We start from the raw sequence: 26241 nt of genomic DNA on the forward strand, positions 1-26241 counted from the left end.
CCATGGAATTCGCACCCGTACTGCGCTCCGAGTGGCTGAAGATCCGCACGCTGCGCTCGCTGCCGGGAGCGCTGCTCGCGCTGTTGGCGGCGACCACGGCGTTCTCCGCGCTCGCCGGCGCCTCCGACGTCTCCGACCCGGGGTTCGATCCGCTGTTCACGGCGCTGTCGGGCGTCCTGCCGGGACAGATCGCCGCCGTCACCTTCGGGGCCATGGCCGTGTCGTCGGAGTTCCACCAGGGCGGGCTGCGGCTCTCCCTGGCCGCGGTGCCGCAGCGCGGCCGGTGGTTCGCGGCCAAGGCGGCCGTCATCGCCGTACCGGCGCTGCTGGTGGGGCTGTTGACGGCCCTCGCCGCCCTCCTCGCGGGGCGGGCGGGACTCGGCACGGCGGCCGACGGGCTCAGCGCCGGTGAGCAGGTGCGCGGCGTCGTGGGCTGCGGTGTCTACCTGATGCTGATGGCCCTGTTCGCCGCAGGGATCGCCGCCCTGCTCCGCAGCGGCGTGGCGACCCTCTCGCTGTTGGTGCCGTTCATCCTCGTCGTGTCGTTCGTGATCGGCGACGCGACGGGCACCGTCGCCGACTTCCTGCCCGACAAGGCCGGGCAGTTGGTCCTCCGGGAGACGTACGACGGCACCCTCGGGCCGTGGTCGGGGCTCGCGGTGACCGCGCTGTGGTCGGCCGCCGCCCTGCTGGCGGGAGCCTGGAGGGTGCGCCGCAGGGACGCTTGAGGGAGGGCTGGTCGAGTCCCGTCGAGGCAGGTCGCGGACCCGCTGCAGGCGATCAGCCGGGTCAGCCTTCGGCGGCTTCCCGCAGCCGCCCGAACTCCTCGGCCATCGTCGCGACCGTCCAGTGCGCGTTCAGCCCGCTCGGATTGGGCAGCACCCACACGCGCGTGTCACCGATCGTCCGCGCCTGCGGTCCGACCCGCGCCGTGCGGTCGTCGAACGCGGCGCGGTACGCGGTCACGCCGACCACGGCCAGCCAGCGCGGCCGCAGCCGCTCCACCTTCGCCGCGAGCAGCCGCCCGCCCTCCCGGTACTCCTCGGCACTCAGCTCGTCGGCACGGGCGGAGGCCCGCGCCACGACGTTGGTGATGCCGAGCCCGTACGACAGCAACTCCTGCTGCTCGGACGGCTTCAGCAGCCGCGGTGTGAACCCGGACCGGTGCAGCACCGGCCAGAACCGGTTGCCCGGCCGGGCGAAGTGATGGCCCGTGGCGGCCGTCATCAGGCCGGGGTTGATGCCGCAGAACAGGACGTGCAGGCCCTCCGCGACCACGTCGGGCACGACGCGGCCGCGGGCGGCCTCCAGCTCCTCGGGCGTGAAACGCGCCATCGCGAGCGGCGCGTCAGAGGATCGCGCCGGGCGTGTAGCCCGCGGCCTCGGGGTGCTGCTTGACGATCTCCTCGACCCGGGCGACGACGGCGGCGACCTGGTCGCCCGCGGCACCGGTGAAGGACAGCTTGTCGGCCATCAGCGCGTCCAGCTGGTCCCGGTCCAGCGGGATGCGGGCGTCGGCGGCCAGCTTGTCGAGCAGCTCGTTGCGCTCGGCGCCCTGCTCGCGCATGGCGAGCGCGGAGGCGACGGCGTTCTCCTTGATCGCCTCGTGCGCGAGCTCCCGGCCGACACCCGCGCGCACGGCGCCCATGAGCACCTTGGTGGTGGCGAGGAACGGCAGGTAGCGGTCCAGCTCACGGGCGACGACCGCCGGGAACGCGCCGAACTCGTCGAGCACCGTCAGGAACGTCTCCAGCAGGCCGTCCAGGGCGAAGAACGCGTCCGGCAGCGCGACCCGGCGCACCACCGAGCAGGACACGTCGCCCTCGTTCCACTGGTCGCCCGCCAGCTCGCCGGTCATCGAGGCGTAGCCGCGCAGGATCACCATCAGGCCGTTGACGCGCTCGCAGGAGCGGGTGTTCATCTTGTGCGGCATCGCCGAGGAGCCGACCTGGCCGGGCTTGAAGCCCTCGGTGACCAGCTCGTGCCCGGCCATCAGCCGGATCGTCTTGGCCAGCGACGACGGGGCCGCCGCCAGCTGCACCAGCGCCGTCACGACCTCGTAGTCCAGCGAGCGCGGGTAGACCTGGCCGACCGAGGTGAACGCCTGCGAGAAGCCCAGGTGCGTGGCGATCCGCTGCTCCAGGTCCGCGAGCTTCGCGGCGTCCCCGCCCAGCAGGTCCAGCATGTCCTGAGCGGTGCCGACCGGGCCCTTGATGCCGCGCAGCGGGTAACGGCCCAGCAGCTCCTCGATCCGGCCGAACGCGACGAGCAGCTCGTCGGTGGCGGTGGCGAAGCGCTTGCCGAGGGTGGTGGCCTGGGCGGCGACGTTGTGCGAGCGGCCGGCCATGACCAGCTCGCCGTACTCGCCGGACAGCTTGCCGAGCCGGGCCAGGACGGCGACCGTGCGGTCGCGCACCAGCTCCAGCGACAGGCGGATCTGCAGCTGCTCGACGTTCTCGGTGAGGTCGCGGGAGGTCATGCCCTTGTGCACGTGCTCGTGCCCGGCGAGAGCGTTGAACTCCTCGATCCGCGCCTTCACGTCGTGCCGGGTGACCTTCTCGCGCTCGGCGATGGAGGCCAGGTCGACGGTGTCGAGGACGCGCTCGTAATCGGCGAGCGCCGCGTCCGGCACCTCGATGCCGAGGTCCTTCTGGGCCCGCAGCACGGCGAGCCAGAGCTGCCGCTCCAGCTTCACCTTCTGCTCGGGCGACCAGAGCGTGGCGAGCTCGGCGGAGGCGTAGCGTCCGGCGAGGACGTTCGGGATGCGGGGCTTGGCGGGAGCGGAAGTCACGTGGACGGATTCTACTGGCGATTCGTGCAGGCCAGCGCCGCGGGTGTCTTCGTCGGAACCTACGAGGGCAACTCGGCCGCGTCCACCTGCGGCTACGCCGGGTCCTCGTAGGGCAGCAGCTCCGGCCGCTTCGGGGGCAGTCCGTCCCCGGAGGAGCGGCCCGTCAGGCGGCGGCCTATCCACGGCAGCAGGTGCTGCCGGGCGAACCGCGCGTCCGCCACCCGCCGCATCACCCAGCCCGGCGGCAGCGTCGCCGGCATCGGCGTGTGCCACTCGGCGTCCTCCGGGTCGTGCCCCAGCGTCTGCCAGACCGCCTCGGCGACCCGGCGGTGACCTTCGGCCGTCAGGTGCAGCCGGTCCACGTCCCACATCCGCGGGTCGCTCAGGGAGGGGGCGCCGTACAGGTCGACGACGATCGCGCCGTGCCGGGCGGCCAGCTCGTCGACGCAGGCGAACAGCTCCTCCATGCGTGGACGGAACCGCTGCAGCACGGGGCCCTGACGCCCCGGGCTGCGCATCAGGACGAGCTGCCGGCAGGCGGGGGCCAGCTTCTCCACGGCCTCCTCCAGGAGCCCGCGGACCCGGCCCATGTCGCACTTGGGCCGCAGTGTGTCGTTGAGCCCGCCGACCAGGGTGATCACATCGGCCCCCATGGCCGCCGCCACGTCGACCTGCTCGTCGACGATCTGCTGGATCAGCTTGCCGCGCACCGCGAGGTTGGCGTACCGGAAGCCGGGCGTGCGGGCCGCCATCCGCGCGGCGAGCAGGTCGGCCCAGCCACGGTAGGTGCCGTCGGGCATCAGGTCCGACATGCCCTCGGTGAAGGAGTCGCCGAGGGCGACCAGGCTGCTGTACGTGGGATTCGTCTGCATGGCGACGGAAATGGTATCCCGTGCACATACCCATCAGTCGGTCGGTCCCGCAGGACCGGCTCCGGGGCCCGCCGACCGGACGGCTCCCGCGGCCCGCCGGGCCCGGTTCCTCACGCCCGCTGCCCGAACAGCTCCCGCAGGACGTCCTCCATGGTCACCAGACCGGCCAGCCGCCCGTCCGCCCCGAGAACGGCCGCGAGGTGGGTACGGCTGCCCCGCATCGCCGTGAGGACGTCGTCCAGCGGCGTGTGCTCCCGTACGCGCGCGATGGGGCGCATGTCCCGCAGCCGGAACGGCGTGGTGCGCCCGGCGGCGTCCAAGGCGTCCTTCACATGCAGGTAGCCGACGATCCGCCGCCCGTCGTCCACCACCGGGAAGCGCGAGAACCCGGACTCCGCCGACAGCCGCTCCAGCTCCTCCGGGGTCACCCCCACGCTCGCGTACACCACGCGTTCCAGCGGCAGCACCACGTCCCGCACCGGGCGGCGGCCCAGTTCCAGCGCGTCGCGCAGGCGTTCCTGGGCGCGGTCGTCGATCAGGCCGGCCTCGCTGGAGTCCTTCACGATCCGCGCTATCTCGGCGTCCGAGTAGGAGGCGGCGACCTCCTCCCGGGCCTCCACGCGCAGCAGCGTCAGCAGGGCGTTGGCGAACGCGTTCACCGTGAAGATCACCGGGCGCAGGGCGCGGGACAGCGCCACCAGCGGCGGTCCGAGCGCCAGTGCGCTGCGCACCGGCTCGGCGAGCGCGATGTTCTTCGGCACCATCTCGCCGAGCAGCATGTGCAGATAGGTCGCGAGGGACAGCGCGATCACGAAGGACACCACGTGTCCCGCCCCCGCGGGCACGCCCACCGCGTGGAAGACCGGCTCCAGCAGGTGCGCGATCGCGGGCTCGGCCACCACACCCAGGACCAGCGTGCACAGCGTGATGCCGAGCTGGGCGGCCGCCATCAGGGCGGACACGTGCTCCAGGCCCCACAGCACGCTCTTGGCGCGCCGGTCGCCCTGGTCGGCGTAGGGCTCGATCTGGCTGCGGCGCACGGAGATCAGCGCGAACTCGGCACCCACGAAGAACGCGTTGACGACGAGCGTCGCCAGTCCGATCAGCAGCTGGACGGCGGTCACAGCTCCACCCCCTTCTCGTGGGGCCGACGGTCGTCGAGGGGGGCGCGCAGCCGCACCCGGGCCGCCCGGCGCCCTGTCGCGTCCAGGACCTCCAGGTGCCAGTCGGCGACCTCGAGGGTGTCACCGGCGGCCGGTATCCGGCCGAGCACCGTCGCCACCAGCCCGGCGAGCGTCTCGTAGGGCCCGTCCGGCGCGCGCAGCCCGATCCGTTCCAGCTGGTCCACGCGCGCGGAGCCGTCGGCCGAGTACAGCGCGTGCCCGGACTCGTCGGTGCCGGCCGCGGCCAGGTCGGGCGTCTCGTGCGGGTCGTGTTCGTCGCGCACATCGCCGACGACCTCCTCGACGATGTCCTCCAGCGTGGCCACGCCCGCCGTGCCGCCGTACTCGTCGATCACGACGGCCATCGTGCGCTTGCCGGAGAGCCGGTCCAGGAGCCGGTCGACGGTGAGCGTCTCCGGGACCAGCAGGGGTTCGCGCATCAGCTCGGAGACGTAGATCCGGGTCCGGCGCTCGGCGGGCACCGCCAGCACGTCCTTCACGTGTGCCGTTCCGACCACCGAGTCGAGGGTCCCGCGGTAGACGGGGAACCGGGACAGACCCGTCGCCCGGGTCGCGTTCGCCACGTCCTCCAGGGTCGCCTGCACCTCCAGCGCGACGACCTGCACGCGGGGTGTCATGACGTTCTCCGCGGTCAGGTCGGCGAGGTTCAGGGTCCGCACGAACAACTCGGCGGTGTCCGCCTCCAGGACGCCCTCCTTGGCGGAGTGCCGGGCGAGGGCGGCCAGTTCCTGCGGCCCGCGCGCCGAGGCCAGCTCCTCGGCCGGTTCCACTCCGATCCGGCGCACCACCCGGTTCGCAGTGTTGTTCAGGTGCGTGATGAAGGGCCTGAACGCGGCGCTGAACCAGCGCTGGGCGTTGCCCACGGTCTTGGCGACCGTCAGCGGCGAGGAGATCGCCCAGTTCTTGGGCACCAGCTCGCCGACGACCATCAGGAACACCGTGGACAGGGCGGTGCCGATCACCAGCGCGATGCTGTGCGACGCCGAGCGCGAGACGCCGAGGTCCTCCAGCGGCCCGGCGATCAGGGCGGCGATCGACGGCTCGGCGAGCATGCCGACCACCAGGTTCGTGACGGTGATGCCGAGCTGCGCCCCGGAGAGCTGGAACGTCAGGCTCCGTACGGCCTTCAGTGCGCCGTGCGCACCCCGCTCGCCGCGCTCCACGGCCTGCTCGAGCTCGGCGCGCTCGACCGTGGTGAGGGAGAACTCGGCCGCGACGAAGGCACCGCAGGCGAGCGAGAGCAGGATCGCCGCCAGGAGCAGGAGCACTTCGGTCATCGGTTCACCCCCGTTCCATGGTTCTCCAGGACGGGGCGGAACGCGCGGTGTCGCGCACGGGGAGGCTCGCCCATGGGCGGAGGCTCACAACCTTTCATGCCGGACCGAGTGGCCATTCAAGGGTAAAGGATGGGCAAAGTCCTCTTCCGGGCGCGATCACCCCCTCGTGGCCGCGCCTACTCGGTGAGCGGCTTCACCCAGCGTCGCCACTGCTCCTCTGCCCCGTAACCCGCCGCTCCCCACGTCCGGTGCGCCCTCTCGTTGCGCGTGAGCACCATCGCGTCCGCACGGCGCCCGCCGAGCCGTACGAACCGCTCCTCCGCGGCGGCGAGCAGGGCGGTCGCGATGCCCCGGCGGCGCTGGTCCGGGTGCACGGCCAGCCGGTACAGGTGGCAGCGCCAGCCGTCGAACCCGGCGATCACCGTGCCGGCCGGTACGCCGCCCCGTTCGGCGAGGATCAGCGCCTCGGGGTCACGCGCGACGAGCCGCTCCACTCCGCCGCGGTCGTCACTGATGCTCGTGCCCTCGGCGGCGACCTTCCAGAAGGCCAGCACGGCGTCGATGTCCTCGGGCGTCGCGGCCCGGATGCGCAAGTCGGTCATCGCATGATCACAGCATCGGCACCTGCCCGCGGCAGACCGTTTCACCATCCGGACGTCACTCGTGCGCGATGGCCGCCAGGACGTTCATGCGGGAGGCGCGCAACGCCGGCAGCAGCGCCGCCACCACCCCGACCACCGCCGAGCCGACCACCACCAGGACGATCGTGAGCCACGGGATCGCGAGGGCGGTCATGCCCTGGAGCGCCAGCACCTGGTGCATGCACACACCCCACACCAGCCCCAGCGCGAGCCCGAGCACGGCGCCGAACACCGCGATCACCACCGACTCCAGCCGGATCATCCGCCGCAGCTGGCGCCGGGCCAGCCCGATCGCCCGCAGCAGGCCGATCTCCCTGGTGCGTTCCACGACCGACAGGGCGAGCGTGTTGACCACGCCCAGCACCGCGATGATGATCGCCAGCCCGAGCAGGGCGTACACCAGGTACAGCAGGACGGCGATCTGGTCGTGCACGAGCCGCTTGTAGTCGGCCTGGTCCCGCACCTGCACCTGCGGATACGGATCGAGGGTCTTCTCCAGGCCCGCGCGCAGCGCGTCGTCGCGCGTGCCGGCGGCGGCGTTGACGTACAGCGCGGAGTCCTGTCCGCCCGGCGCGTACCGCTCCAGGGTGCCCAGGCCGAAGAACAGCCCGCCCTGGGTGCCGAAGCCCTCGGCGGCGTCCTGGTCGGTGAGCGCGCCGACCGTCAGCCGGGCCGAGCGTCCGCCCGGGAACTCCACGGGGAGGGTGCTCCCCACGCGGACGTCGTGGTCGCGTGCGAAGTCCCGGTCCATGGCCAGGTGCCCGCTCGCCAGCGCGGCCGCCGAGTCGCCCTGCGCGTACGTGATGTTGGCGACCTCGTCGAGCCGCGGGCCGTAACCCGCCGCCGTGGTCTCCACGCGGTCGCCGTCGGGGAGGCGCACCGCAACCGGTGTGAACCTGCCGCGCACGACCAGGCCCACACCGTCGGTGCCGCGCACCTTGTCGGTGACCTCCCGGGGGAACGTCTGGAAGTTGCTGTTCTGGACGACGAAATCGGCGCCGAGCGTCTTGTCGATCTGCCGGTCGAACGAGGCGGTCATCGACTCGCTCGCCACCGACATCCCACCGACCAGCGCGATCCCCACCATCAGAGCCGCCGCGGTGGCTCCGGTGCGGCGGGGGTTGCGCAGGGCGTTGCGCTGGCTCATCCGGCCGATCGAGCCGAACAGGGCGGGGAAGGCCCCGCCGAGCACCCGGATCACCGGCCGCACCAGCAGCGGCCCGGCGATCACCGTCGCGATCAGGGTGAGCACCACGCCGAGACCCAGGAGAGAAGCCGCCGACGACGTCTGCTCCGACACCGCGCAGCCCGCGAGCGCCGCCGCCCCGGCCGCCCCGGCGACCGCGCCCGCCACCGCACGCACCCGCAGCGGCCGGCCCGCCCCGGCGACCTCGGCGTCCGAGAGGGCGGCCATCGGGGAGACGCCCGCGGCACGGCGGGCCGGGAGGTACGCGGCGACGAAGGTGACGCCGAGCCCGACGACGTACGCCGCCACCGGGGTCACCCAGCCGATCTCCATCTCGTCGGCGTCGATGTTCATGCCCAGCAGGCCCATCAGCCCGATCAGCCCGGCCGCCAGACCGATGCCCGCGGCGAGCCCCAGGGTGGAGCCGACCAGCCCGAGCAGCAGGGCCTCGGTCAGCACCGAGTCCCGGACCTGACGCCGGTCGGCGCCCAGCGCGCGCAGCAGGCCCAGCTCACGGGTGCGCTGGGCGATGAGCATGGAGAAGGTGTTGACGATCAGGAACACGCCGACCAGCACGGCGACCCCGGCGAAGCCGAGCATCACGTACTTGATGACGTCGAGGAACCCGCCCAGCTGCTCGACGTCCGACTCGGCCTGCTCGCCGGCCGTCCTGAAGTCGTAGGTGTGCGCGCCGAGCGCACCGGCCACACGCTGTTTGAGCCGGTCGTCGCCGACCCCCTGAGCCGCGTCGACCGAGATGCTGGTCGCCGTCCCCGGCCGGCCGAGCAACTTGGTCTGCGCCGTGGGCGGGTCGAAGTAGAGCAGCGCGGAGCCGGGATTCGTCGTCCTGAACGTGACGATGCCGACCACCCGGACCTTGAACGACCCGGGGGGTGCGATGACGGTGAGGGTGTCGCCGATGCGCACGTCCTTGCGATCGGCGGTCTCCGCGTCGAGCAACGCCTGGCCGGGGCCGCGCGGGGCGTGGCCCGAGGCGAGCCGCACGGGGCTGCGCTCGTTCGGGTTCCAGGCGTTGCCGAGCGTGGGCGCCCCGGTGGTCGGGCCCACCGGTTCGTTGTCCTCGTTCACGACCGTGAGGCCGTTCACCTTCACATCGGCGCGGGCCGCCGCGACCCCGTCGATCTGCCGGACCCGTGCGGCGAGCGCGGCCGGCAGGGTGGCCGTCCTGCCGGAGGGCACCGCCTCGTCGAGGTCCTCCTTCGGACTGACCGTGACGTCCGCCGCGGTGGACGCGAACAACCGGTCGAAGGTGCGGCTGACGGTGTCCGAGAAGATCAGGCTCCCGGTGACGAACGCGACGGACAGCACGACGGCGAGCGCCGAGAGCAGCAGCCGCCCCTTGTGCGCCAGGAAGCTCCGCAGGGTCGCCTTGAGCACGGGCTCAGTTCTCCTCTGGCGACGCCGGGGCGCCGGCGTCCTCGGAGCGGGTGCGGATCCCGTCGAACCTCTTCATCCGCTCCAGGACCGCCTCAGCGGTGGGGCGCCGCATCTCGTCGACGATCCGGCCGTCCCCGAGGAAGAGCACCAGGTCCGAGTGGGCGGCCGCGCCGGGGTCGTGGGTGACCATGACGACGGTCTGCCCGAGCTGGTCCACCGCCTCGCGCAGGAAACCGAGGACCTCCAGGCCGGCCCGCGAGTCGAGGTTGCCGGTCGGTTCGTCCGCGAAGATCAGCTCGGGCCGGGAGGCCAGCGCCCGCGCGCAGGCCACGCGCTGCTGCTGCCCGCCGGAGAGCTGCGAGGGCCGGTGCCCCAGCCGGTCCCGCAGGCCCAGGGTGTCGATCACCTGGTCCAGCCACTTCTCATCCGGTTTCCTGCCCGCGATGTCCATCGGCAGGGTGATGTTCTCCAGCGCGTTCAGGGTCGGGATGAGGTTGAACGACTGGAACATGAACCCGATCCGGTCCCGCCGCAGCCGCGTCAGCTCGCGCTCCCGCAACCCGGTGGTCTCCGTGTCACCCAGCCACACCTGACCGGCCGAGACGGTGTCGAGCCCCGCCAGACAGTGCATCAGGGTGGACTTCCCGGAGCCCGACGGGCCCATCACGGCGGTGAACCGGCCCCGGACGACGTCCACGTCCACCGAGTCGAGTGCGAGCACGGCCGTCTCGCCCGAGCCGTACGCCTTGGTGAGACCGCGGGCGCGGGCCGCGATCCCGTCGGCCGGCGCGAGGCCGGGAGCGTGCTCCGCAGCAGGTGTGGACAAGACCGCCTCCTCTGGCTGGATGTCAGGATCCCCGACCCTGCCCGAGGGTAATGTGACCCGGCCCACACTCGGTATCCTCCGCGGGTCGGACTCCGGTTCACGCAGGGCGCCGAGGCCGTCGCCGCGCCCGAACAGGCCCGCGACCTCGCCCGGCCGGTCAGGAGCGGCGAGGCGTCCGTACGGGACATCGAGCGGGAGCTGCGCCGGTGGACCCTGTGACTAGCCGTCGGCCGGGCGCCACGCCGTGCCGAGCACGCAGTACGAGGTCGGCAGCCTCGGCCCCTCCTCCGGCATGAGCACCTGCCGGTAGGGGCCGAGTACGAACCCGGCCTCCCGCAGCGCCCGCACCGGCTCCCGCGCCACATGGCAGCCTCCGCTCAGCACCGGCCACACCGTCCGGTCCAGCGCCTGCTGCGTGAGGGTCATGGCCCGGCCGCCACCCCGGCCGTGCTCGAAGAACCGCACCTCGCCGCCCGGCCGCAGCACCCGCCGCAGCTCCCCGAGCGCCCGCGGGACGTCCCGCACACTGCACAGCACCAGGGACACCACGGCCGCGTCGAAGCCCTCGCTCTTGACCGGCAGCGCCTCGGCCGCACCCGGCACCACGTCCACCGGTACCCCGGCACGCAGCGCGGCCTCCACGGCCAGGCGCCTCAGCCGCCGCTCCGGTTCGATGGCCACGACCTCCGCGACGGTGCCCGGGTAGTGCGCGAAGTTCAGCCCGTTGCCCGCGCCGATCTCGATCACCCGCCCGGACAGCCCGTCGAGCAGTCTCCCGCGTATCCGGCCCATGCCCATCCGGGTCTCGGCGGCCACGCTGATCCTCGCGTAGCAGCGGGCGAACAGCGGATGGTGCACGGCATCCCGTGGCACTTTGCCGGAGCGCAGCGGCATGGGGAACCTCCCTGACGAGGCCGGCCTTACGCCTTGGGGTGATTCTCCCCCGCAGGAGCCCGCCGCACCCCTGCTGCCCACCGCGGGAGGACCCGGCCCCGCGCGGGCCGTGAGCAGGGCCCGCGCGGCGCCGGTGCGTGCGGCTGCACGGCGGAAGGAGGTTCCGTCGCCTTCGGCCCCGACGGCCGGAGCCGACGCGGAGCGCCGGCGACCGACGACAACGCCGCACGGGCGCGTGCCGGTCCTCGCGTCGGGGGCGTGATCCGAACGAAAGACCCTAGCCGAGTTCCGCCGCCAGCAGCGCGGCCGTCCGGGCCACCAGCGGGTTGTCGGCCGCGGCGTCCTCCTCCGGCTGCGTGGTCAGGACCGACAGCACGATCGGCGGGCGGTCCGGCGGCCAGGTGATGCCCACGTCGTTGTTGCTGCCGTACTGCCCGCCACCCGTCTTGTCGGCGAGCAGCCAGCCGGCCGGCAGACCTTTGCGGAATCTCTCCACGCTCGTGGTGTTGCGCAGCAGCCAGTCCGTGAGCCGGGCCCTGTCCCGGGGCTCGAGCACGTCGCCGAGCACCAGCCGGGCGTAGGTCAGGCCGATGGCGCGCGGGGAGGTCGTGTCGGTCACGCGCCACGGCTCCGCGGAGTTGAGCTCGGGCTCCCACCGGTCCAGCCGGGTGACGCGGTCACCCGTCGAGCGGCAGAACCGCGTCACGGCGGTCGGCCCGCCCAGCTCCTTCAGGAGCAGGTTGCCCGCGGTGTTGTCGCTGAAGCGGATGGTGGCGTCGCACAGTTCTCCGACGGTCATGCCGGTCGCGACGTGGTCCTTGGTGACGGGGGAGAAGCCCGACTTCCCGACGTACCCCTGGGTGTAGTGGACGCGCCGGGCCAGGAACTCGCCGTCGCGGTCGAGGTCGCGCAGGACGGCCGCGGCGGCGAGCGTCTTGAACAGCGAGGCCATCGGGAAGCGCTCGTCGCTCCGGTAGGCCACCGTCCGGCCCGTGCGCAGGTTGCGGGCGTACACGCCCAGCCGCGCGGTGTGCTCCCGCTCCAGCTCCCGCAGCCGCGCGGTGACACCGGCGGTGCCGGCCGACGCGTGGGCCGTGCCACCGCCCAGCGGGAGAGCGGCGGCCGTGCCCAGCACGAGGGCCGTACGGCGGGACGGGCGTAATCCGTTCGTGTGCAAGGTGGTCCCTTCGGAGGTGATCACGGTCGTACACCAACACGCGATCACGGTCACGCCGGTTCCGCCTCCCCGGCCCCTCAGAACGCCTCGGGTGCCTCCCGTACCCGGAACGCCTCCGCGTCCCACGAGCCGTCCAGCCGGGGCGCCAGCCAGTGCGGCGCGGCCGCACGGAAGGCGGTGGGGGACAGGGCGCCCGACCCGGCCGGGACGGAACCCAGCAGCGGGGCTCCGGCCACGTCCGGCAGGTCCGCGAGGTTGCAGCGCGCCGCGAGGTCCGGGGCCGTCGGCCAGCTCCCGATCACGATCCCGGCCGGGTCCAGCCCCCGGGAGCGCAGTTCACGCGTCGTCAGCTCCGTGGCGTTGAGGGTGCCGAGTCCCGCGGGCGCCACCACCAGCACCGGCGCCGACAGCAGCCGGGCCGCGTCCGCCAGCGTCCCTCCGGCCGCGTCGAACCGGACGAGCAGTCCGCCGGCGCCCTCGACCAGTACCAGGTCGTGTTCGGTGGCCAGTTTGGCGGCGGCCTCCGCGACCTCGTGCGGATGGACCGGGGCCCGGCCGGCCCGGCGCGCCGCCGTGGCCGGGGCCAGCGGTTCGGGGTACCGGGCGAGTTCGGCCGTCGTCACCGCGCCCGCGAGGCGCGCCACCTCGGCGGCGTCCCCGGGCTCGTCCGGCCGCACGCCCGTCTGCGCCGCCTTCAGCACGGCCACCGAGCGGCCGGCGGCCAGGGCCGTCGCCGCGAGGGCCGCGGTCACGACCGTCTTGCCGACCTCCGTGTTCGTGCCCGTGATCACCAGTACCGGCATGTCATCCCTCCCGCGCCGCCGCGCGGACGGCCCGCGCGATCCGCGCCAGGTCCGCGTCGCCCGTCACGTACGGCGGCATGGTGTAGATCAAATCGCGGAACGGCCGCAGCCACACGCCCTCGCGCACGGCCGCCGCCGTCGCCGCCTCCATGTCCACGGCGTGGTCCAGCTGGACGACCCCGATGGCGCCGAGCACCCGGACGTCCTTCACCCCCGGCAGGTCCGAGGCGGCCGAGAGCCCGTCCCGCAGCCCCGACTCGATCCGCTTGACCTCCGTGAGCCAGTCCTGACCCAGCAGCAGCTCGATCGAGGCGCAGGCCACCGCAGCCGCCAGCGGATTGCCCATGAACGTCGGGCCGTGCGCGAGCACCGGCACCTCGCCCCGCGAAATGCCGTCGGCCACGCGCGCGGTGCACAGCGTCGCCGCCATCGTCAGGTAACCGCCGGTCAGCGCCTTGCCCACGCACATCACGTCGGGCGTGACGGCCGCGTGCTCCGCCGCGAACAGCGCGCCCGTACGGCCGAATCCGGTCGCGATCTCGTCGAACACCAGCAGCACGTCGTGCGCGTCGCACGCCTCGCGCAGCACCCGCAGATACGCGGGGGAGTGGAACCGCATCCCGCCCGCGCCCTGCACCACCGGTTCGACGATCACCGCGGCCAGCTCACCGGCGTGCCGCTCGATCAGTGACCGCAGCTGCTCGGCGTACGCCTCGTCGTACTCCGCCGGGGGCGGGTCGGCGAACACCTGACACTGCAGCACCCCGGTCCACAGGTCGTGCATCCCGCCCTTCGGGTCGCACACCGACATGGGCTGCCAGGTGTCGCCGTGGTAGCCGCCGCGCCAGGTCAGCAGCCGCTGCTTGCCGGGGCGGCCCAGCGAACGCCAGTACTGCAGGCACATCTTGACCGCGACCTCGACCGACACCGACCCCGAGTCGGCGAGGAAGACGTGCTCCAGGCCCTCGGGTGACAGGTCGACGAGGTGCTTCGCCAGCCGGACGGCGGGCTCGTGGGTGAGCCCGCCGAACATCACGTGGCTCATCCGCCCGAGCTGCTCGCGGGCGGCCTCGTTCAGCACGGGGTGGTTGTAGCCGTGGATCGCCGACCACCAGGACGACATCCCGTCGACCAGCTCGCGCGGACCGTCCGGCTCTCCCGGACCGCCCGGCAGTCCCGAGCCCTCGGCGAGCCGCAGCCGCACCCCGCTCGCCGACTCCACGACGAGCGGTTCCTGACGCCCGGGCATCGGGCCGTACGGATGCCACACATGCCGCCGGTCGAGCTCCAGCAGCTCGGGGGCGGTCAGCTCAGGCATTGGGCGCGAGGTCCGTTCCGGCGCCCCGGCGGCGCACGGCGACCAGGTCGGTACGGGCATCGGCGGCCGTACGGGGCTCGGAGGCCTCCGGGGCGGCGTCGGAGCCGCAGGCTCCGCCACCCCCGGAACCGCAGACGCCGCCACCGTCGTGGCAGCCTCCGGCGGCCCGGTGCTCGGGCAGGGTCACCTGGTCGGTGCCCTCCACCTCGAACCCGGCGTCCGCGATCATCTCCAGGTCGGCCTTGCCGGCCTGGCCCTCACTGGTGAGGTAGTCGCCGAGGAAGATCGAGTTGGCCAGGTGCAGGGCGAGCGGTTGCATCGTGCGCAGATGGACCTCGCGGCCGCCCGCGATCCGCACCTCGACGTCCGGGCAGACGAAGCGGGTCATCGCCAGGATCCTGAGGCACCGCTGCGGGGTCAGGTTCCACTCCTTGCCCAGCGGGGTGCCCTCGAACGGGATCAGGAAGTTGACCGGAACCGAGTCGGGGTCCAGCTCACGCAGGGAGAAGACCACGTCCACCAGGTCCTCGTCCGTCTCGCCCATGCCCGCGATCAGCCCGGAGCAGGCGGACAGACCGGCCGCGTGCGCCTTCTGCACGGTGTCGACGCGGTCCTCGTAGGTGTGCGTGGTGGTGATCTCGCCGTACGTCGCCTCGGACGTGTTGAGGTTGTGGTTGTAGGCGTCGGCACCGGCCTCGCGCAGCCGCTCCGCCTGGCCGTCCGAGAGCAGGCCGAGGCAGGCGCACACCTCGACGCCCTCGTTGTTGTCCTTGATCGCCTTGATGGTCTCGGAGACCCGGTCCACGTCCCGGTCGGTCGGGCCGCGTCCGCTCGCCACCAGGCACACCCGCTTGGCCCCGCCGGCCACCCCGGCAGCCGCGGCGTCGGACGCCTGGTCGGGCTTCAGCCAGGTGTACTTGAGGATCCCGGCGGTCGAGCCGAGCCGCTGCGAACAGTAGGAGCAGTCCTCGGGGCACAGGCCGGACTTGAGGTTGACGAGATAGTTCAGTTTCACCCGTCGGCCGAACCAGTGCCGACGCACCTTTCCGGCCGCGGCCACCACATCGAGCAGGTCGTCGTCGGACGTCGCGAGGACGGCCAGAGCCTCGTCGCGGGTCGGCAGCTCGCGCCGAAGCCCCTTGTCCACCAGCGTGTTCAGCAGGTCCATGGAAGCCGATCCTGTCCTAAGGAGGTGCCCGGGGCAAAGGAGAGTTCGCACAACAGAGTCGCTTCGAGGTGTGGGTATTGCCACACACTGACCTGCTGGTGGTCCCGCTAGTGTCTGTGCACTGCCTACAAATTCCCCGGAGGACCACGCATGGCGTTCGGCTGGATCGACGAGCAGGCGGAGCTGCGCGCCCGCGCCGGACTCGTACGGACTCTGCGCCCCCGTCCGGCCGAATCACCGCTCCTGGACCTGGCGAGCAACGACTACCTCGGACTGGCCCGCCACCCGGAGGTCGCCGAGGGCGCGGCCCGGGCCGCGCGGACCTGGGGCGGCGGCGCGACCGGCTCCCGGCTCGTCACCGGCACGACCGAACTGCACGCCGAACTCGAACGGGAACTGGCCGATTTCTGCGGTTTCGAGGCGGCTCTCGTCTTCTCCTCCGGGTACGCCGCCAACCTCGCGGCGGTCACCGCGCTGGCCCCGCACGGCTCCTTGATCGTCTCCGACGCGGGCAACCACGCCTCGCTCATCGACGGCTGCCGGCTCGCCCGCGGTACCACCCAGGTCGTGGCGCACGCCGAGCCGGACGCCGCGCGCAAGGCGCTGGCCACCCACGAGGGCACGGCCATCGCCGTGTCCGACACGGTCTTCTCGGTCGACGGCGACGCGGCCCCCCTCGCCGCCCTGGCCGAGGCCTGCCGGGAGCACGGTGCGGGACTGGTCGTGGACGACGCCCACGGGCTGGGCGTTCTCGGCGACGGAGGCCGTGGCGCCGTGCACGCCGTGGGGCTCGCGGGCGCGGACGACGTCGTGGCGACGGTCACCCTGTCCAAGTCGCTCGGCAGCCAGGGCGGAGCCGTCCTCGGCCCGGCCCGGGTCGTCGAGCACCTGGTCAACGCGGCCCGGACGTTCATCTTCGACACCGGTCTCGCCCCCGCGGCGGCGGGGGCTGCCCTGTCGGCCCTGCGGCTGCTGCGCCGCGAGCCGGAGCGGGCGGCACGAGCCCGGGCGGTGGCGGGCGAACTGCACGCACGCCTGACCGCCGCGGGTCTGGAAGCGGTGCGTCCGGATGCCGCGGTGGTCTCGGTGCGGGCGGCCTCTCCCGAGGACGCCGTGCGCTGGGCGGCACAGTGCCGCGCGGCGGGCCTGGCCGTGGGGTGCTTCCGGCCGCCTTCCGTGCCGGACGGCATCTCACGGCTCAGGCTGACCGCACGCGCGGACCTGACCGGTCAGCAGATCGAACGCGCTGTACGGCTGATCGGCGAGACGCGGCCATGAGTCGGCGTGACACGGCCGTGCGTCGCACGACGACGGTCTGATCGACCGAGGTCACATACGGTCCACCCCGGCCGCGAAGGCCGCCCAGCTCCTCGCGGAGAAGAGCAGCGCGGGCCCGGCCGGGTCCTTGGAGTCCCGCACGGCGAGCAGCCCGGCCCAGGGCGGGCCGTCCGGACAGGCGGTCTCGACGCAGTTGTTCGCGCCGGTGCTGTAGCTGCTGCGCAACCACCGCACACCGTCCAGTTCGATGCTTGAGGGGACGTGACGAGGCAGTGCACGCATGGTGCCTCCTTACGCGCCGGTGGCTGTCCCGGCGATGAAATCCAACGAGTCCTCGGGCGAAAGGGCGTGGATCTGAAGGGCGTTGAAGGCCTCCGTGTAGGCCTGGAGGTCTTCTTTCCGTTCGAGGTAGAGGCTACTCGTCAAGTGGTCGAGAACAACCACGTCCAGATCAGAAGTGCTCGAAAATGACAAGATAACGAAAGGTCCAGTGACACCGATGTGCGCCCCGGCGGCGAACGGCAGTACCTGCAGGCGCACTTGGGGCAGCCGGGCCGCTTCGATCAGTCGTTCCCGCTGACGGGCCATGACGCCCGGCCCGCCCACCTCCCGCCGCAGCACGGCCTCGTCGAGAACGGCGCTCAGTTCCAGTGGGGGATCCGCGCGCAGCACGTCCTGCCGGGCCAGCCGCACCTCGACCAGCGTGTCGAGCCTGTCCTCGGAGAGTCCCTCCACCGCGGCCCTCGTCACCGCACGCGCGTACTCGGGCGTCTGGAGCAGGCCGGGTACGACGGTGGTCTCCAGCGTGCGCATCGCGCCGGCCTGCGACTCCAGGCTGATGAAATCCCGGTACGTCGGGGGCAGCGCGCCGCGATAGGCGTGCGACCAGTGGTGTCGGCCACCGTTGTCGTCGGAGCCCGCCAACACCATCAGCAGTTCGCGGAGTTGGGGATCCGCCACCCCGTAGGCGTCGAGAAGTGACCGGACGTCGGCCGGTTTCACCCCGCTCGTGCCCGTCTCGATCCGGCTGACCTTGGACTGGTGCCAGCCCACCTGCCGGGCCGCCTCACCGCTCGTGAGCCCCGCCGAGGAGCGCAGCGCACGCAGTTCGGCGCCCAGTTTCCGGCGGCGCACCGCGGGACCGTGCTGCATGGGCTCCTCCTTACTCCTTCGGAGCCACCCAAATACGGTCTCGCGTCGCAGAGTTCACCGCTTTGAGCGACAGATATATGCATATCTTGGCGGATCGACGACCTTGACGGGTGTTCTGGTGGCAGTCTGGCGACCAAGCACCAGTCCGGGACCGTACTCGAACCATCCGCTCCGTGTCGGACTGCGGTCCCGCAGGAAAGGGACAAGGTCGCCATGGCAGACCATTTGGAAGCATCCGTCACTCTGCCGAGCGATCCCGCCTCGGTCTCCGCCGCGCGTGCCTATGTGGTGAGCACGCTGGCGGAGTGGGGCCTGCCGGCGGACACGGAGGTGTCCGACACCGTCCGGCTCATCGTCTCGGAACTCGCCACCAACGCAGTCCAGCACACCTTCGGCCAGTCGCCCACGTTCACCGTGGACGTCGAACTGGAACGGGACGAACGGCTGCGGATCGGTGTCACCGACAGTCATCCACGTTTTCCCAGACGCCTGCCCGCGGCCGTCCAGCAGGACAACGGCCGGGGCCTGGTCATCATCCGCTGGCTGACCGCCGAGTGCGGCGGCAGACTGCGCATCCGCCGCACCCGTGAGGGAGGCAAGACCATCTCGATCGAGCTTCCGTGGGCCGTCCCGGTCCAGCCGATGACGACGGCGGCCCGGCAGGAGCCGTAGCCGGTCACGACACGGCATGAAAGACCCTTGGCAGGACGAGACCCCCAGCAGGGCTGGACCCTTCACCGGCAGGACCTGAAAGACCTCCCGGCGGGTGCACGGCGCACCTCGGCCCGCGCGACCCACATCCGGGCCACCCCGACGGCTACGACGCCCGCTCCGCACCCTTCGGCTCGCCGGAGCCCGCGGCCGTCACCGATGCCGTACCGGCGTCTCCCGGCGCGCTTGCGCTCCTCGAAGCCCTGACGGCTGCCCCACGGTGCGCCGAAGTGGTGCGGGGACCCCGGCGCCGCCCCCTTCCGGCTCCTCCTCGGTCCGTTCCCCGGCACCGTCCGCCTCCCGCCGCAGCCCCGCCCGTCGCACCAGTCGCGGAAGAACCCCCCACAGGCCGACGCAGACCAGCAAGGTCGCGGCGCCCGCGATGATCCCGCCGGCCCGGCCCGTGGTCACGTCGACCACCAGCAGCACGGAGCCGCTCAACGCGAACACCAGCACGCTCAGGCCGGTCGTGGCCAGGCGCGACGAGACCTGCACGATGCGGGGCTTTGCACCCTGCTGGAACAGGGAGCGGTGCAGCGCGGCAGGCGCGGTGAAGAGAGCGGCGGCCAGGACCGCCAGCAGCAGCGTGACGACGTAGGTGACGCGCTGGATCGTGTCGAGGTCCTCGAAACGCGAGGTGAAGGCCAGCGACAGCAGGAAGGCGAAGAGGATCTGTACGCCCGTCTGGGTGACGCGCAGTTCCTGCAGCAGCTCGACGAAGTTGCGGTCGGCGCGTTGCAGCGGGGTCTCGTTGCGCGCGGTGCAGGGGCGGTGCTCGGCCATGGGGTGACGGGTATCCATCCGAGGCCGTGTCACGCTCCGGCGTGCGGCGGCGCGTCAGGACGCAGCCGCACGCCGGCGGATCACTTCACGCGCCCGTACCAGACGCTCTTGGTCCAGAGCTTCTGGAGCCGCACCACGTCCCCGCTCTTCGGGGAGTGCCAGAGCTTGTTCTTACCCGCGTAGATGCCGACGTGGTACACGTTGCTGCCCGAGTGGAAGAACACCAGGTCTCCGGCCTTGCGGTTCTTGGCGGAGATGTGGCGGGTCTTGTTGTACTGCTGGGCAGCCGTGCGGGGGAGCTTCTTGCCGGCCTTCTTGAACGAGTAGAGCGTGAGCCCGGAGCAGTCGAACCGGTGCGGACCGGTGGCCCCGTACTTGTAAGGTGCACCCTTCTTCGAGGCCGCGATCTGGAGTGCCTTGGTCGCCGGCGTGGCTGCCGCGGCGTCGGGGGCGAAGCCGGGTGCCACGATCGAGCCGCCCACCGCGGCGATGGTGAGCGCCGAGGCGGTGCCGGCCCGGGCCATGAGCGACGGGACACGATTGAGCGCAGTCATGCGCAACCCTTCGTCAGCCGCCTGTGAAGGATGACCTGTCGGATTCGGGCTGACAAAGTTGCCCGGCCGCTGACGCGGCTTCACCCCAAGGGCTGCTCGGGTCCGGTCATGGCGTGACCGTCCCGGCGACCCGTCGTACTTGGGTCCTCCACTCCTGCCGATCCACTCCTGTCGACCGGTCATCCGGGCGGCGGCAGGACTCGGCGTCCGCCCGGATCGCCCCGCCACAGCGGCGGGGGCTTGTCGTCAGTCAGGGATCTTGGCGCATGCCTGTCCGGATTTCCCAACGGAACCGGGGATTTGTGTTGTTACTCACCACTCACCCGTTCGGGTGGACACGTGTGCGTTCGCGCCGCTGTCCACGGGTTCGCGGACCGCCGGACCAGCGACGGAATGCCCCATTGCGCCCTGTGCCCCCGCGCGTTGCGCAACCGGAACGCTCCCGAAATCGGTCTCCCGCCTACTCCGATCAGAGGTACGTCTTTTGGTCCGTTTCAACTCACCTCCCGACGCTCCGCCGACGCGGCGGGCGAACGGCCCGACGACCCCGCGTCAAGTGACGGACTCCGGAGGCAGGGTGAGCCGGGCCGTGCGCCGCTCCCCGTCCAGCACCCGCAGCGCCCGGGCCAGGGTCTGCGCGTGCAGTTCCGTCTCGCCCCGCTGGTGCATCAGGGTGAGTGCGTCACGCAGCGCCGTCGCCTTGCCGACCAGGGCCTGGGCGGCGCGCAGGCCGCGGTAGGTGTCGCCGTCCCGGGCCGGGTTGATCCGGCCGAGCAGGTCGACCACGTCGAGGTAACGGTCGATCAGTTCCGCCTCGGCGCGTGTCAGGGCGGGCAGCGGTGGCAGTTCGGGCGGGAGCATCGGGGCTCACTGCCCGGTCGGCGGGACGAGGGTGGCCTTACGGCCGGGGATGATGCCGTCCACCAGTCCGTACGCGACCGCCTCCTGGGCGGTGAGGGCCATGTCCCGCTCGATGTCCGCGCTCACCTGCTCGCGGGTGCGGCCCGTGTACAGCGCGAGCAGTTCCTCCATCCGGCCCCGGACACGCGTCAGCTCCGCCGCCTGGATGGCCAGATCGCTCGCCTGGCCCCGGATCGGCCCGGGCAGTTCTGGCTGATGGATCACCAGGCGCGCGTCGGGCAGCGCGAATCGCTTGCCGGGTGTCCCTGCTGCCAGCAGCACCGAGGCGACGGCTCCGGCCTGGCCCAGAAGGATTGTCTCCACGTCGCAGGAGACGTACCGCATGGTGTCGTGGATCGCCGTCATCGCGTGGAAGGTGCCGCCGGGGGAGTTGATGTAGAGCGAGATGCCGCGCTCCGGGGCCTGGTGCTCCAGGTGCATGAACTGGGCCATCACGTCGTTCGCCGAGGTCTCGTCCACCGGCGCCCCGAGGAAGACGATCCGCTCCTCGAGGAGCTTCGAGTACGGGTCCATCGTCCGGTGCCCGGACCCCGTGCGTTCGGTGAACTCGGGCAGTGCATGGCGGGCGGACGGTCGGATCATGGCGAACCCCCTCCTCGCGGGCGCGGCTGTCTCCAGCGACAGCCGTCTCTGTAAAAAATGTACAGGACGTACGTGACGGTATGATGGGGACATGGCCTACGAGATTCCGGTGACGCAAGCCAGGGCTGAGCTCGCCGACCTGATCAACCGCGTGGTGTACGCCGGGGAACGTGTCGTCGTCACCCGGCACGGCAAGCCCCTCGTGGCCCTCGTCTCGGCCGATGACCTGCGGCGTCTCGAGGAGGGTCAGGAGCTCGCGGAGGCCACGGAGGAGCAGGTGATCAGCGCGGTGTCCACGGTCCGTCAGGTCGCGTCCGCTCCGGGCGAGCCACAGCGGTTCGGCATCGCGGCGGAGCACCGCAGGGCCGGCCCGGCGTAGACCGGCCGCCCCGGGCATGTGAGAAGCCCGGGCCGACGTGAAGACCGTGCGTCCCCGCCCGCTGCGGCGGGGACGCACGGTCGCTCCGTGCCCGTGAAACGCGACGGGCGGGGTCAGCCGACCGGCGACAGCTCCCGACGGCCGGCCGCGGGTTCGCTGCCCTGGTTCCGCGCCCGGAGCGAGCCGCCGAGCAGTACCGCGCCCAGGCCGAGCGCCGCCCACCAGGTCAGGGTCATGACGGGGCCGGACGCCGCCGCGCCGTCGAAGTACGACACCGAGCGCAGCAGCGACGTGCCCGCGCCGGGCGGCAGCCACTGCCCGATCGCACCGGCCGGCTCCGGCAGCATCTGCGGGGCCGAGGTGGCGCCGGAGAAGGGGTTGCCGACCAGCATCACCAGGGCGGCCCCGATGCCCGTGCCGGCGGGGCCGACGAGTGCGGCGAGTCCGGCGACGGCGCCGCTGACGGCCAGCGTGGACAGCGCGAGCACGCCGGCTTCCGTCCACCAGGCGCCGCCGAGCGCCCCGAGCCAGCTGTGCGCGATCCCCGCCGCGACCACACCCACCAGGGCGGACGCACCGAGCAGCGCGAGCACGGCCCGGCCCCCGCGCAGCCCCAGCAGGGTGGCCACCGCGCCGGCCGCGATACCGGCCAGGGCGAGGGGCAGGACGGCGGCGTTGAGCACCGCGCCGCGCGGATCGCCGGCCGGGGTGGGCACGACGTCGACCGTCCGGACCTGGGTGCCCTCGGCGGCGGCCTGCCCGGCCACGGCCTGCTGGAGGAGCTGTGCGACAGCCGGTCCGGCCGCCGACGCGGTGAGCAGTTCCGGCCCCTGGGGGGTGACCACGACCGCGCCGTACACGCTCCGGTCCTTGATGGCGTCCCGGGCGGCGGTCTCGTCGGCGTAGCGGTGGATCTCGAACGCGCCCTCGTGCCGCTCCAGCTGCCGCTCGACCCCGGTCACCGCCGCGGGTGGCCCGGCCACGCCCAGCGGCAGGTCGCGGGGTGCGATGCGAGAGGCGGGCCAGGCGAAGGCCCACAGGGCGAGGGCCGCCAGGACGGGCACGAGGACGACGACCGCGATCACATGTCGGTTGCGGGAAGGCATGAGGGGTCTCCTGAGCGAGCGGAACCGGGGAGCGGAACGGGAACGCTAAAAAGAAGGATCGTTCGTTTTTTGCGCTGCCCTCACCGTGCTCCGTGGGCGGCGCCTTGTCAAGAATGAATATTCGTTTTACTTTGGGGATCATGGCTCGCGTGTCCCAGGAACATCTCGACGCCCGCCGCCGGCAGATCCTCGACGGCGCCGCGCTCTGCTTCGCCCGCAATGGCTTCCACGCCACGTCCATGCAGGACGTGCTGAAGGAGGTCGACCTCTCGGCCGGGGCGGTGTACCGCTACTTCAGCGGCAAGGAGGAGCTGATCGGCGCGATCGTCGCCGAGACGCTCGGTTCCGTCCGCGAGGCCTTCGAGGAGGCGGCGCGGCAGAGCCCGCCCCCGCCGCCGGACGAACTCGTCGCCTCGGTCCTCGGCAGGACACTCGCCGCGCGTGAGTCCCTGGTCGTCGACGGCCGGCCCGCCTTTCCGCGGCTCGTCATCCAGGTGTGGACCGAGACCCTGCGCAACGAAGAGCTGGCGGCGGTCCTGCGGGAGGGCTACGGCTCGGTCCGCACGGCCTGGGGGAGGGTCGTCGAGGGGTATCAGGAGGCGGGCATGATGCGGGCGGACGTGGCGCCGGACCACGTGGCCCGGACGATGATCGCCTCCGTGCTCGGGTTCATCGCGCAGCAGTCCCTCTTCGGGCCCGCCCCGGTCGAGGTCCTCCAGCACGGCCTGCGGGCCCTGATGGGCATGCGGGACGAGGACACCGATGGATCACAGCGCGGTTAACGTGCCCGAAACGCGGTCCAATTAGCCTGCCGATCCACGCCACCTGGCACTTTGCCCCGTGGCCGCGGCAACCGGGCCCCGCACGGCCCGGAGCGACGACTGTGAGGTGGGACGTGCAGCTGACCCCGCACGAGCAAGAACGACTGCTGATCCACGTGGCGGCCGACGTGGCCGAGAAGCGCCGGGCCCGCGGGCTGAAGCTCAACCACCCCGAGGCGGTCGCGCTCATCACCTCGCACATCCTCGAGGGCGCCCGGGACGGCCGTACCGTCGCCGAACTCATGTCCTCCGGGCGCAAGCTCCTGACCAGGGACGACGTCATGGAGGGCATCGCGGAGATGATCCACGACGTCCAGGTCGAGGCCACCTTCCCGGACGGCACCAAGCTCGTCACCGTCCACGAGCCGATCGTCTGACGGGAGAAGCCGTGATTCCCGGAGAGTTCCTCTTCGCCGACGACCCGATTGCCTGCAACGAGGGCCGCGAGGTCACCCGGCTGACCGTCCTCAACGCCGCCGACCGGCCCGTGCAGGTCGGCTCCCACTACCACTTCGCCGAGGCCAACCCCGGCCTGGAGTTCGACCGCGCCGCCGCGCGCGGCAAACGGCTGAACGTCGCCGCCGGCACCGCCGTGCGCTTCGAGCCCGGGATCCCCGCCGACGTGGAACTCGTTCCGCTGGCCGGCGCCCGTGTGGTGCCCGGCCTGCGCGGGGAGACCGGAGGTGCCCTCGATGCCTGAGATCTCGCGTGCCGCGTACGCCGACCTGTTCGGCCCGACGACCGGCGACCGGATCCGCCTCGCCGACACCGATCTGCTGGTCGAGATCGAGGAGGACCGCTCCGGCGGCCCCGGACTCGCCGGTGACGAGGCCGTGTTCGGCGGCGGCAAGGTCATCCGCGAGTCCATGGGCCAGGCCCGGGCCACCCGCGCGGAGGGCACCCCGGACACCGTGATCACCGGCGCGGTGATCATCGACCACTGGGGGGTCGTCAAGGCCGACGTCGGTATCCGCGACGGCCGGATCACGGGCATCGGCAAGGCCGGCAACCCGGACACCATGGACGGCGTCCACCCCGATCTGGTCATCGGCCCGGAGACCGAGGTCATCGCCGGCAACGGGCGGATCCTCACGGCCGGTGCGATCGACGCGCACGTCCACTTCATCTGCCCGCAGATCGCCGACGAGGCGCTCTCCTCGGGCATCACGACTCTCGTGGGCGGCGGCACGGGCCCCGCGGAGGGCTCCAAGGCCACCACCGTGACGCCCGGCCCCTGGCACCTCGCCCGGATGCTGGAGGCGATGGAGGCCTTCCCGCTCAACATCGGCCTGCTCGGCAAGGGCAACACCGTCTCCCACGAGGCGATGCTGTCGCAGATCCGCGGCGGCGCCCTCGGCCTGAAGCTGCACGAGGACTGGGGCTCCACCCCGGCGGTCATCGACGCCTCGCTGACCGTCGCCGAGCAGACGGGCATCCAGGTCGCCATCCACACGGACACCCTCAACGAGGCCGGGTTCGTGGGGGACACCCTCGCCGCGATCGCCGGGCGGGGCATCCACGCCTACCACACCGAAGGCGCGGGCGGCGGGCACGCGCCGGACATCATGACGGTGGTCTCCGAGTCGTACGTGCTGCCGAGCTCCACGAACCCGACCCGGCCGTTCACCGTCAACACCGCCGAGGAACACCTCGACATGCTGATGGTCTGCCACCACCTCAACCCCGCGGTGCCGGAGGACCTGGCCTTCGCCGAGTCCCGGATCCGGCCGTCCACGATCGGGGCGGAGGACGTGCTGCACGACCTGGGCGCGATCTCGATCATCTCCTCCGACTCCCAGGCCATGGGGCGTGTCGGCGAGGTCGTCATGCGGACCTGGCAGACCGCCCACGTGATGAAACGGCGGCGGGGCGCACTGCCCGGAGACGGACGGGCCGACAACCGCAGGGTCCGTCGCTATGTCGCCAAGTACACGATCAACCCCGCGCTCGCCCAGGGGCTGGCCCGGGAGATCGGATCGGTGGAGAGCGGCAAGCTGGCCGACCTGGTGCTCTGGGAGCCGGCGTTCTTCGGCGTCAAGCCGCAACTCGTCATCAAGGGCGGGCAGATCGCGTACGCGCAGATGGGCGACGCGAACGCCTCGATCCCGACACCGCAGCCGATCCTGCCGAGGCCCATGTACGGGGCGATCGGGCGGGCACCGGCGTCCAACTCCGTCAACTTCGTCGCGCCCTTGGCCCTCGAGGCCGGGCTGCCGGAGCGGCTGGGGCTGGGGAAGCGGTTCGCGGCGATCGAGTCGACGCGCGGGGTCACCAAGGCCGACATGCGCGAGAACGACGCGCGGCCCGAGGTGCGGGTCGATCCCGACAGCTTCGCCGTGCACATCGACGGGGAGCTGGTCGAGGCGGCGCCCGCGGCCGAACTTCCCATGGCTCAGCGGTACTTCCTGTTCTGAGGGTG

28 protein-coding genes, 1 pseudogene and 1 riboswitch are annotated in these 26241 nt (G+C 72.3%); of the genes and pseudogenes, 9 read left to right on the forward strand and 20 right to left on the reverse strand.

What is annotated here, in order from left to right; translation table 11 throughout:
- Window positions 1–2: 2 nt before the first annotated feature.
- The gene (locus tag AB0937_RS16355) at window positions 3–728 is read left to right on the forward strand and encodes an ABC transporter permease (RefSeq protein ID WP_366712328.1); all 726 of its coding nucleotides are present in this window, start codon (window positions 3–5) and stop codon (window positions 726–728) included.
- A gap of 61 nt (window positions 729–789) precedes the next feature.
- Here AB0937_RS16355 and mug read toward each other — a convergent pair whose 3' ends face one another.
- The 8 genes from mug to AB0937_RS16395 form a co-directional block, all read right to left on the reverse strand.
- Entirely contained in the window at window positions 790–1335 is a 546-nt protein-coding gene (mug, locus tag AB0937_RS16360) for a G/U mismatch-specific DNA glycosylase (RefSeq protein WP_366712330.1), read from the reverse strand.
- A gap of 13 nt (window positions 1336–1348) precedes the next feature.
- Window positions 1349–2791 carry an adenylosuccinate lyase gene (purB, locus tag AB0937_RS16365; RefSeq protein WP_366712332.1) on the reverse strand — a complete coding sequence of 481 codons (1443 nt, stop codon included), beginning with the start codon at window positions 2789–2791 and terminating at the stop codon, window positions 1349–1351.
- Between the two features lie 92 nt (window positions 2792–2883).
- Entirely contained in the window at window positions 2884–3663 is a 780-nt protein-coding gene (locus AB0937_RS16370) for an SGNH/GDSL hydrolase family protein (protein WP_366712333.1), read from the reverse strand.
- Between the two features lie 110 nt (window positions 3664–3773).
- Window positions 3774–4787, reverse strand: coding sequence for a hemolysin family protein (locus tag AB0937_RS16375; protein ID WP_366712334.1), 1014 nt, complete (start codon window positions 4785–4787; stop codon window positions 3774–3776).
- Window positions 4784–6124: a hemolysin family protein gene (locus tag AB0937_RS16380; RefSeq protein WP_366712336.1), complete on the reverse strand. Its 1341-nt coding sequence runs from the start codon at window positions 6122–6124 to the stop codon at window positions 4784–4786. Before AB0937_RS16380 ends, AB0937_RS16375 begins: the two co-directional genes overlap by 4 nt.
- Window positions 6125–6300: 176 nt before the next feature.
- Window positions 6301–6726, reverse strand: a complete 426-nt coding sequence (locus tag AB0937_RS16385; RefSeq protein WP_366712338.1) for a GNAT family N-acetyltransferase — start codon at window positions 6724–6726, stop codon at window positions 6301–6303.
- A gap of 55 nt (window positions 6727–6781) precedes the next feature.
- Window positions 6782–9349, reverse strand: a complete 2568-nt coding sequence (locus tag AB0937_RS16390; RefSeq protein WP_366712339.1) for an FtsX-like permease family protein — start codon at window positions 9347–9349, stop codon at window positions 6782–6784.
- Between the two features lie 4 nt (window positions 9350–9353).
- A complete protein-coding gene (locus AB0937_RS16395; protein WP_366712341.1) occupies window positions 9354–10175 on the reverse strand; it encodes an ABC transporter ATP-binding protein in 822 nt (273 codons plus the stop codon).
- Between the two features lie 105 nt (window positions 10176–10280).
- Between AB0937_RS16395 and AB0937_RS16400 the strand changes: the two are divergent.
- Window positions 10281–10394: pseudogene (locus AB0937_RS16400) on the forward strand (fic family toxin-antitoxin system, toxin component); the annotation flags it as partial.
- Here the strand turns inward: AB0937_RS16400 and AB0937_RS16405 are convergent.
- The 5 genes from AB0937_RS16405 to bioB all read right to left on the reverse strand — a co-directional run bounded on the left by AB0937_RS16405 (window position 10395) and on the right by bioB (window position 15535).
- Entirely contained in the window at window positions 10395–11069 is a 675-nt protein-coding gene (locus tag AB0937_RS16405; protein WP_366712342.1) for a class I SAM-dependent methyltransferase, read from the reverse strand. It abuts the pseudogene before it with no gap.
- A 277-nt stretch (window positions 11070–11346) separates the two neighbouring features.
- On the reverse strand, window positions 11347–12270 hold the full coding sequence (gene bla / locus AB0937_RS16410) for a class A beta-lactamase (RefSeq protein ID WP_366712343.1): 924 nt from the start codon (window positions 12268–12270) through the stop codon (window positions 11347–11349).
- 53 nt (window positions 12271–12323) lie between these two features.
- Window positions 12324–13049, reverse strand: coding sequence for a dethiobiotin synthase (gene bioD / locus AB0937_RS16415; protein ID WP_366712344.1), 726 nt, complete (start codon window positions 13047–13049; stop codon window positions 12324–12326).
- 1 nt (window position 13050) lies between these two features.
- A complete protein-coding gene (locus tag AB0937_RS16420) occupies window positions 13051–14367 on the reverse strand; it encodes an adenosylmethionine--8-amino-7-oxononanoate transaminase (protein ID WP_366712346.1) in 1317 nt (438 codons plus the stop codon).
- Entirely contained in the window at window positions 14360–15535 is a 1176-nt protein-coding gene (gene bioB, locus AB0937_RS16425; protein WP_366712348.1) for a biotin synthase BioB, read from the reverse strand. Before bioB ends, AB0937_RS16420 begins: the two co-directional genes overlap by 8 nt.
- Before the next feature lie 150 nt (window positions 15536–15685).
- Between bioB and AB0937_RS16430 the strand changes: the two genes are divergently transcribed.
- Complete coding sequence (locus tag AB0937_RS16430; protein ID WP_366712350.1) at window positions 15686–16813, forward strand: 8-amino-7-oxononanoate synthase; 1128 nt, start codon at window positions 15686–15688, stop codon at window positions 16811–16813.
- Window positions 16814–16864: 51 nt separating this feature from the next.
- Here the strand turns inward: AB0937_RS16430 and AB0937_RS16435 are convergent, their stop codons facing one another.
- Together AB0937_RS16435 and AB0937_RS16440 are read right to left on the reverse strand one after the other, a co-directional pair.
- The gene (locus AB0937_RS16435) at window positions 16865–17095 is read right to left on the reverse strand and encodes a DUF397 domain-containing protein (RefSeq protein ID WP_366712352.1); all 231 of its coding nucleotides are present in this window, start codon (window positions 17093–17095) and stop codon (window positions 16865–16867) included.
- 9 nt (window positions 17096–17104) lie between these two features.
- Window positions 17105–17965, reverse strand: coding sequence for a helix-turn-helix transcriptional regulator (locus AB0937_RS16440; RefSeq protein WP_366712353.1), 861 nt, complete (start codon window positions 17963–17965; stop codon window positions 17105–17107).
- Window positions 17966–18178: 213 nt separating this feature from the next.
- Here AB0937_RS16440 and AB0937_RS16445 point away from each other — a divergent pair, with 213 nt between their 5' ends.
- Window positions 18179–18637, forward strand: coding sequence for an ATP-binding protein (locus tag AB0937_RS16445; protein WP_366712355.1), 459 nt, complete (start codon window positions 18179–18181; stop codon window positions 18635–18637).
- Between the two features lie 192 nt (window positions 18638–18829).
- Here the strand turns inward: AB0937_RS16445 and AB0937_RS16450 are convergent, their stop codons facing one another.
- From AB0937_RS16450 to AB0937_RS16465, 4 genes are all read right to left on the reverse strand, one after another.
- The gene (locus AB0937_RS16450) at window positions 18830–19459 is read right to left on the reverse strand and encodes a DUF6328 family protein (RefSeq protein ID WP_366712356.1); all 630 of its coding nucleotides are present in this window, start codon (window positions 19457–19459) and stop codon (window positions 18830–18832) included.
- Between the two features lie 80 nt (window positions 19460–19539).
- Complete coding sequence (locus AB0937_RS16455; protein ID WP_366712358.1) at window positions 19540–20013, reverse strand: C40 family peptidase; 474 nt, start codon at window positions 20011–20013, stop codon at window positions 19540–19542.
- A 3-nt stretch (window positions 20014–20016) separates the two neighbouring features.
- Window positions 20017–20229: riboswitch (cyclic di-AMP (ydaO/yuaA leader) on the reverse strand.
- 336 nt (window positions 20230–20565) lie between these two features.
- Window positions 20566–20874 carry a hypothetical protein gene (locus tag AB0937_RS16460; RefSeq protein ID WP_366712359.1) on the reverse strand — a complete coding sequence of 103 codons (309 nt, stop codon included), beginning with the start codon at window positions 20872–20874 and terminating at the stop codon, window positions 20566–20568.
- A gap of 6 nt (window positions 20875–20880) precedes the next feature.
- The gene (locus tag AB0937_RS16465; protein ID WP_366712360.1) at window positions 20881–21516 is read right to left on the reverse strand and encodes an ATP-dependent Clp protease proteolytic subunit; all 636 of its coding nucleotides are present in this window, start codon (window positions 21514–21516) and stop codon (window positions 20881–20883) included.
- Between the two features lie 91 nt (window positions 21517–21607).
- Here AB0937_RS16465 and AB0937_RS16470 point away from each other — a divergent pair, with 91 nt between their 5' ends.
- The gene (locus AB0937_RS16470; RefSeq protein ID WP_366712362.1) at window positions 21608–21895 is read left to right on the forward strand and encodes a type II toxin-antitoxin system Phd/YefM family antitoxin; all 288 of its coding nucleotides are present in this window, start codon (window positions 21608–21610) and stop codon (window positions 21893–21895) included.
- Between the two features lie 113 nt (window positions 21896–22008).
- Here the strand turns inward: AB0937_RS16470 and AB0937_RS16475 are convergent, their stop codons facing one another.
- Entirely contained in the window at window positions 22009–23001 is a 993-nt protein-coding gene (locus tag AB0937_RS16475; RefSeq protein ID WP_366712363.1) for an ABC transporter permease, read from the reverse strand.
- Between the two features lie 140 nt (window positions 23002–23141).
- On the opposite strand from AB0937_RS16475, the gene AB0937_RS16480 reads away from it, so the two are divergent.
- The 4 genes from AB0937_RS16480 to AB0937_RS16495 all read left to right on the forward strand — a co-directional run bounded on the left by AB0937_RS16480 (window position 23142) and on the right by AB0937_RS16495 (window position 26236).
- Window positions 23142–23783, forward strand: a complete 642-nt coding sequence (locus tag AB0937_RS16480; protein WP_366712364.1) for a TetR/AcrR family transcriptional regulator — start codon at window positions 23142–23144, stop codon at window positions 23781–23783.
- Window positions 23784–23896: 113 nt separating this feature from the next.
- The gene (locus AB0937_RS16485) at window positions 23897–24199 is read left to right on the forward strand and encodes an urease subunit gamma (RefSeq protein ID WP_366712365.1); all 303 of its coding nucleotides are present in this window, start codon (window positions 23897–23899) and stop codon (window positions 24197–24199) included.
- Between the two features lie 11 nt (window positions 24200–24210).
- On the forward strand, window positions 24211–24522 hold the full coding sequence (locus tag AB0937_RS16490; RefSeq protein WP_366712366.1) for an urease subunit beta: 312 nt from the start codon (window positions 24211–24213) through the stop codon (window positions 24520–24522).
- The gene (locus AB0937_RS16495; protein WP_366712368.1) at window positions 24515–26236 is read left to right on the forward strand and encodes an urease subunit alpha; all 1722 of its coding nucleotides are present in this window, start codon (window positions 24515–24517) and stop codon (window positions 26234–26236) included. The genes AB0937_RS16490 and AB0937_RS16495 overlap by 8 nt, the downstream gene beginning before the upstream one ends.
- Window positions 26237–26241: the final 5 nt, after the last annotated feature.

This window comes from Streptomyces sp. NPDC047880, assembly GCF_040706515.1.
Taxonomy (GTDB): Bacteria; Actinomycetota; Actinomycetes; order Streptomycetales; family Streptomycetaceae; genus Streptomyces.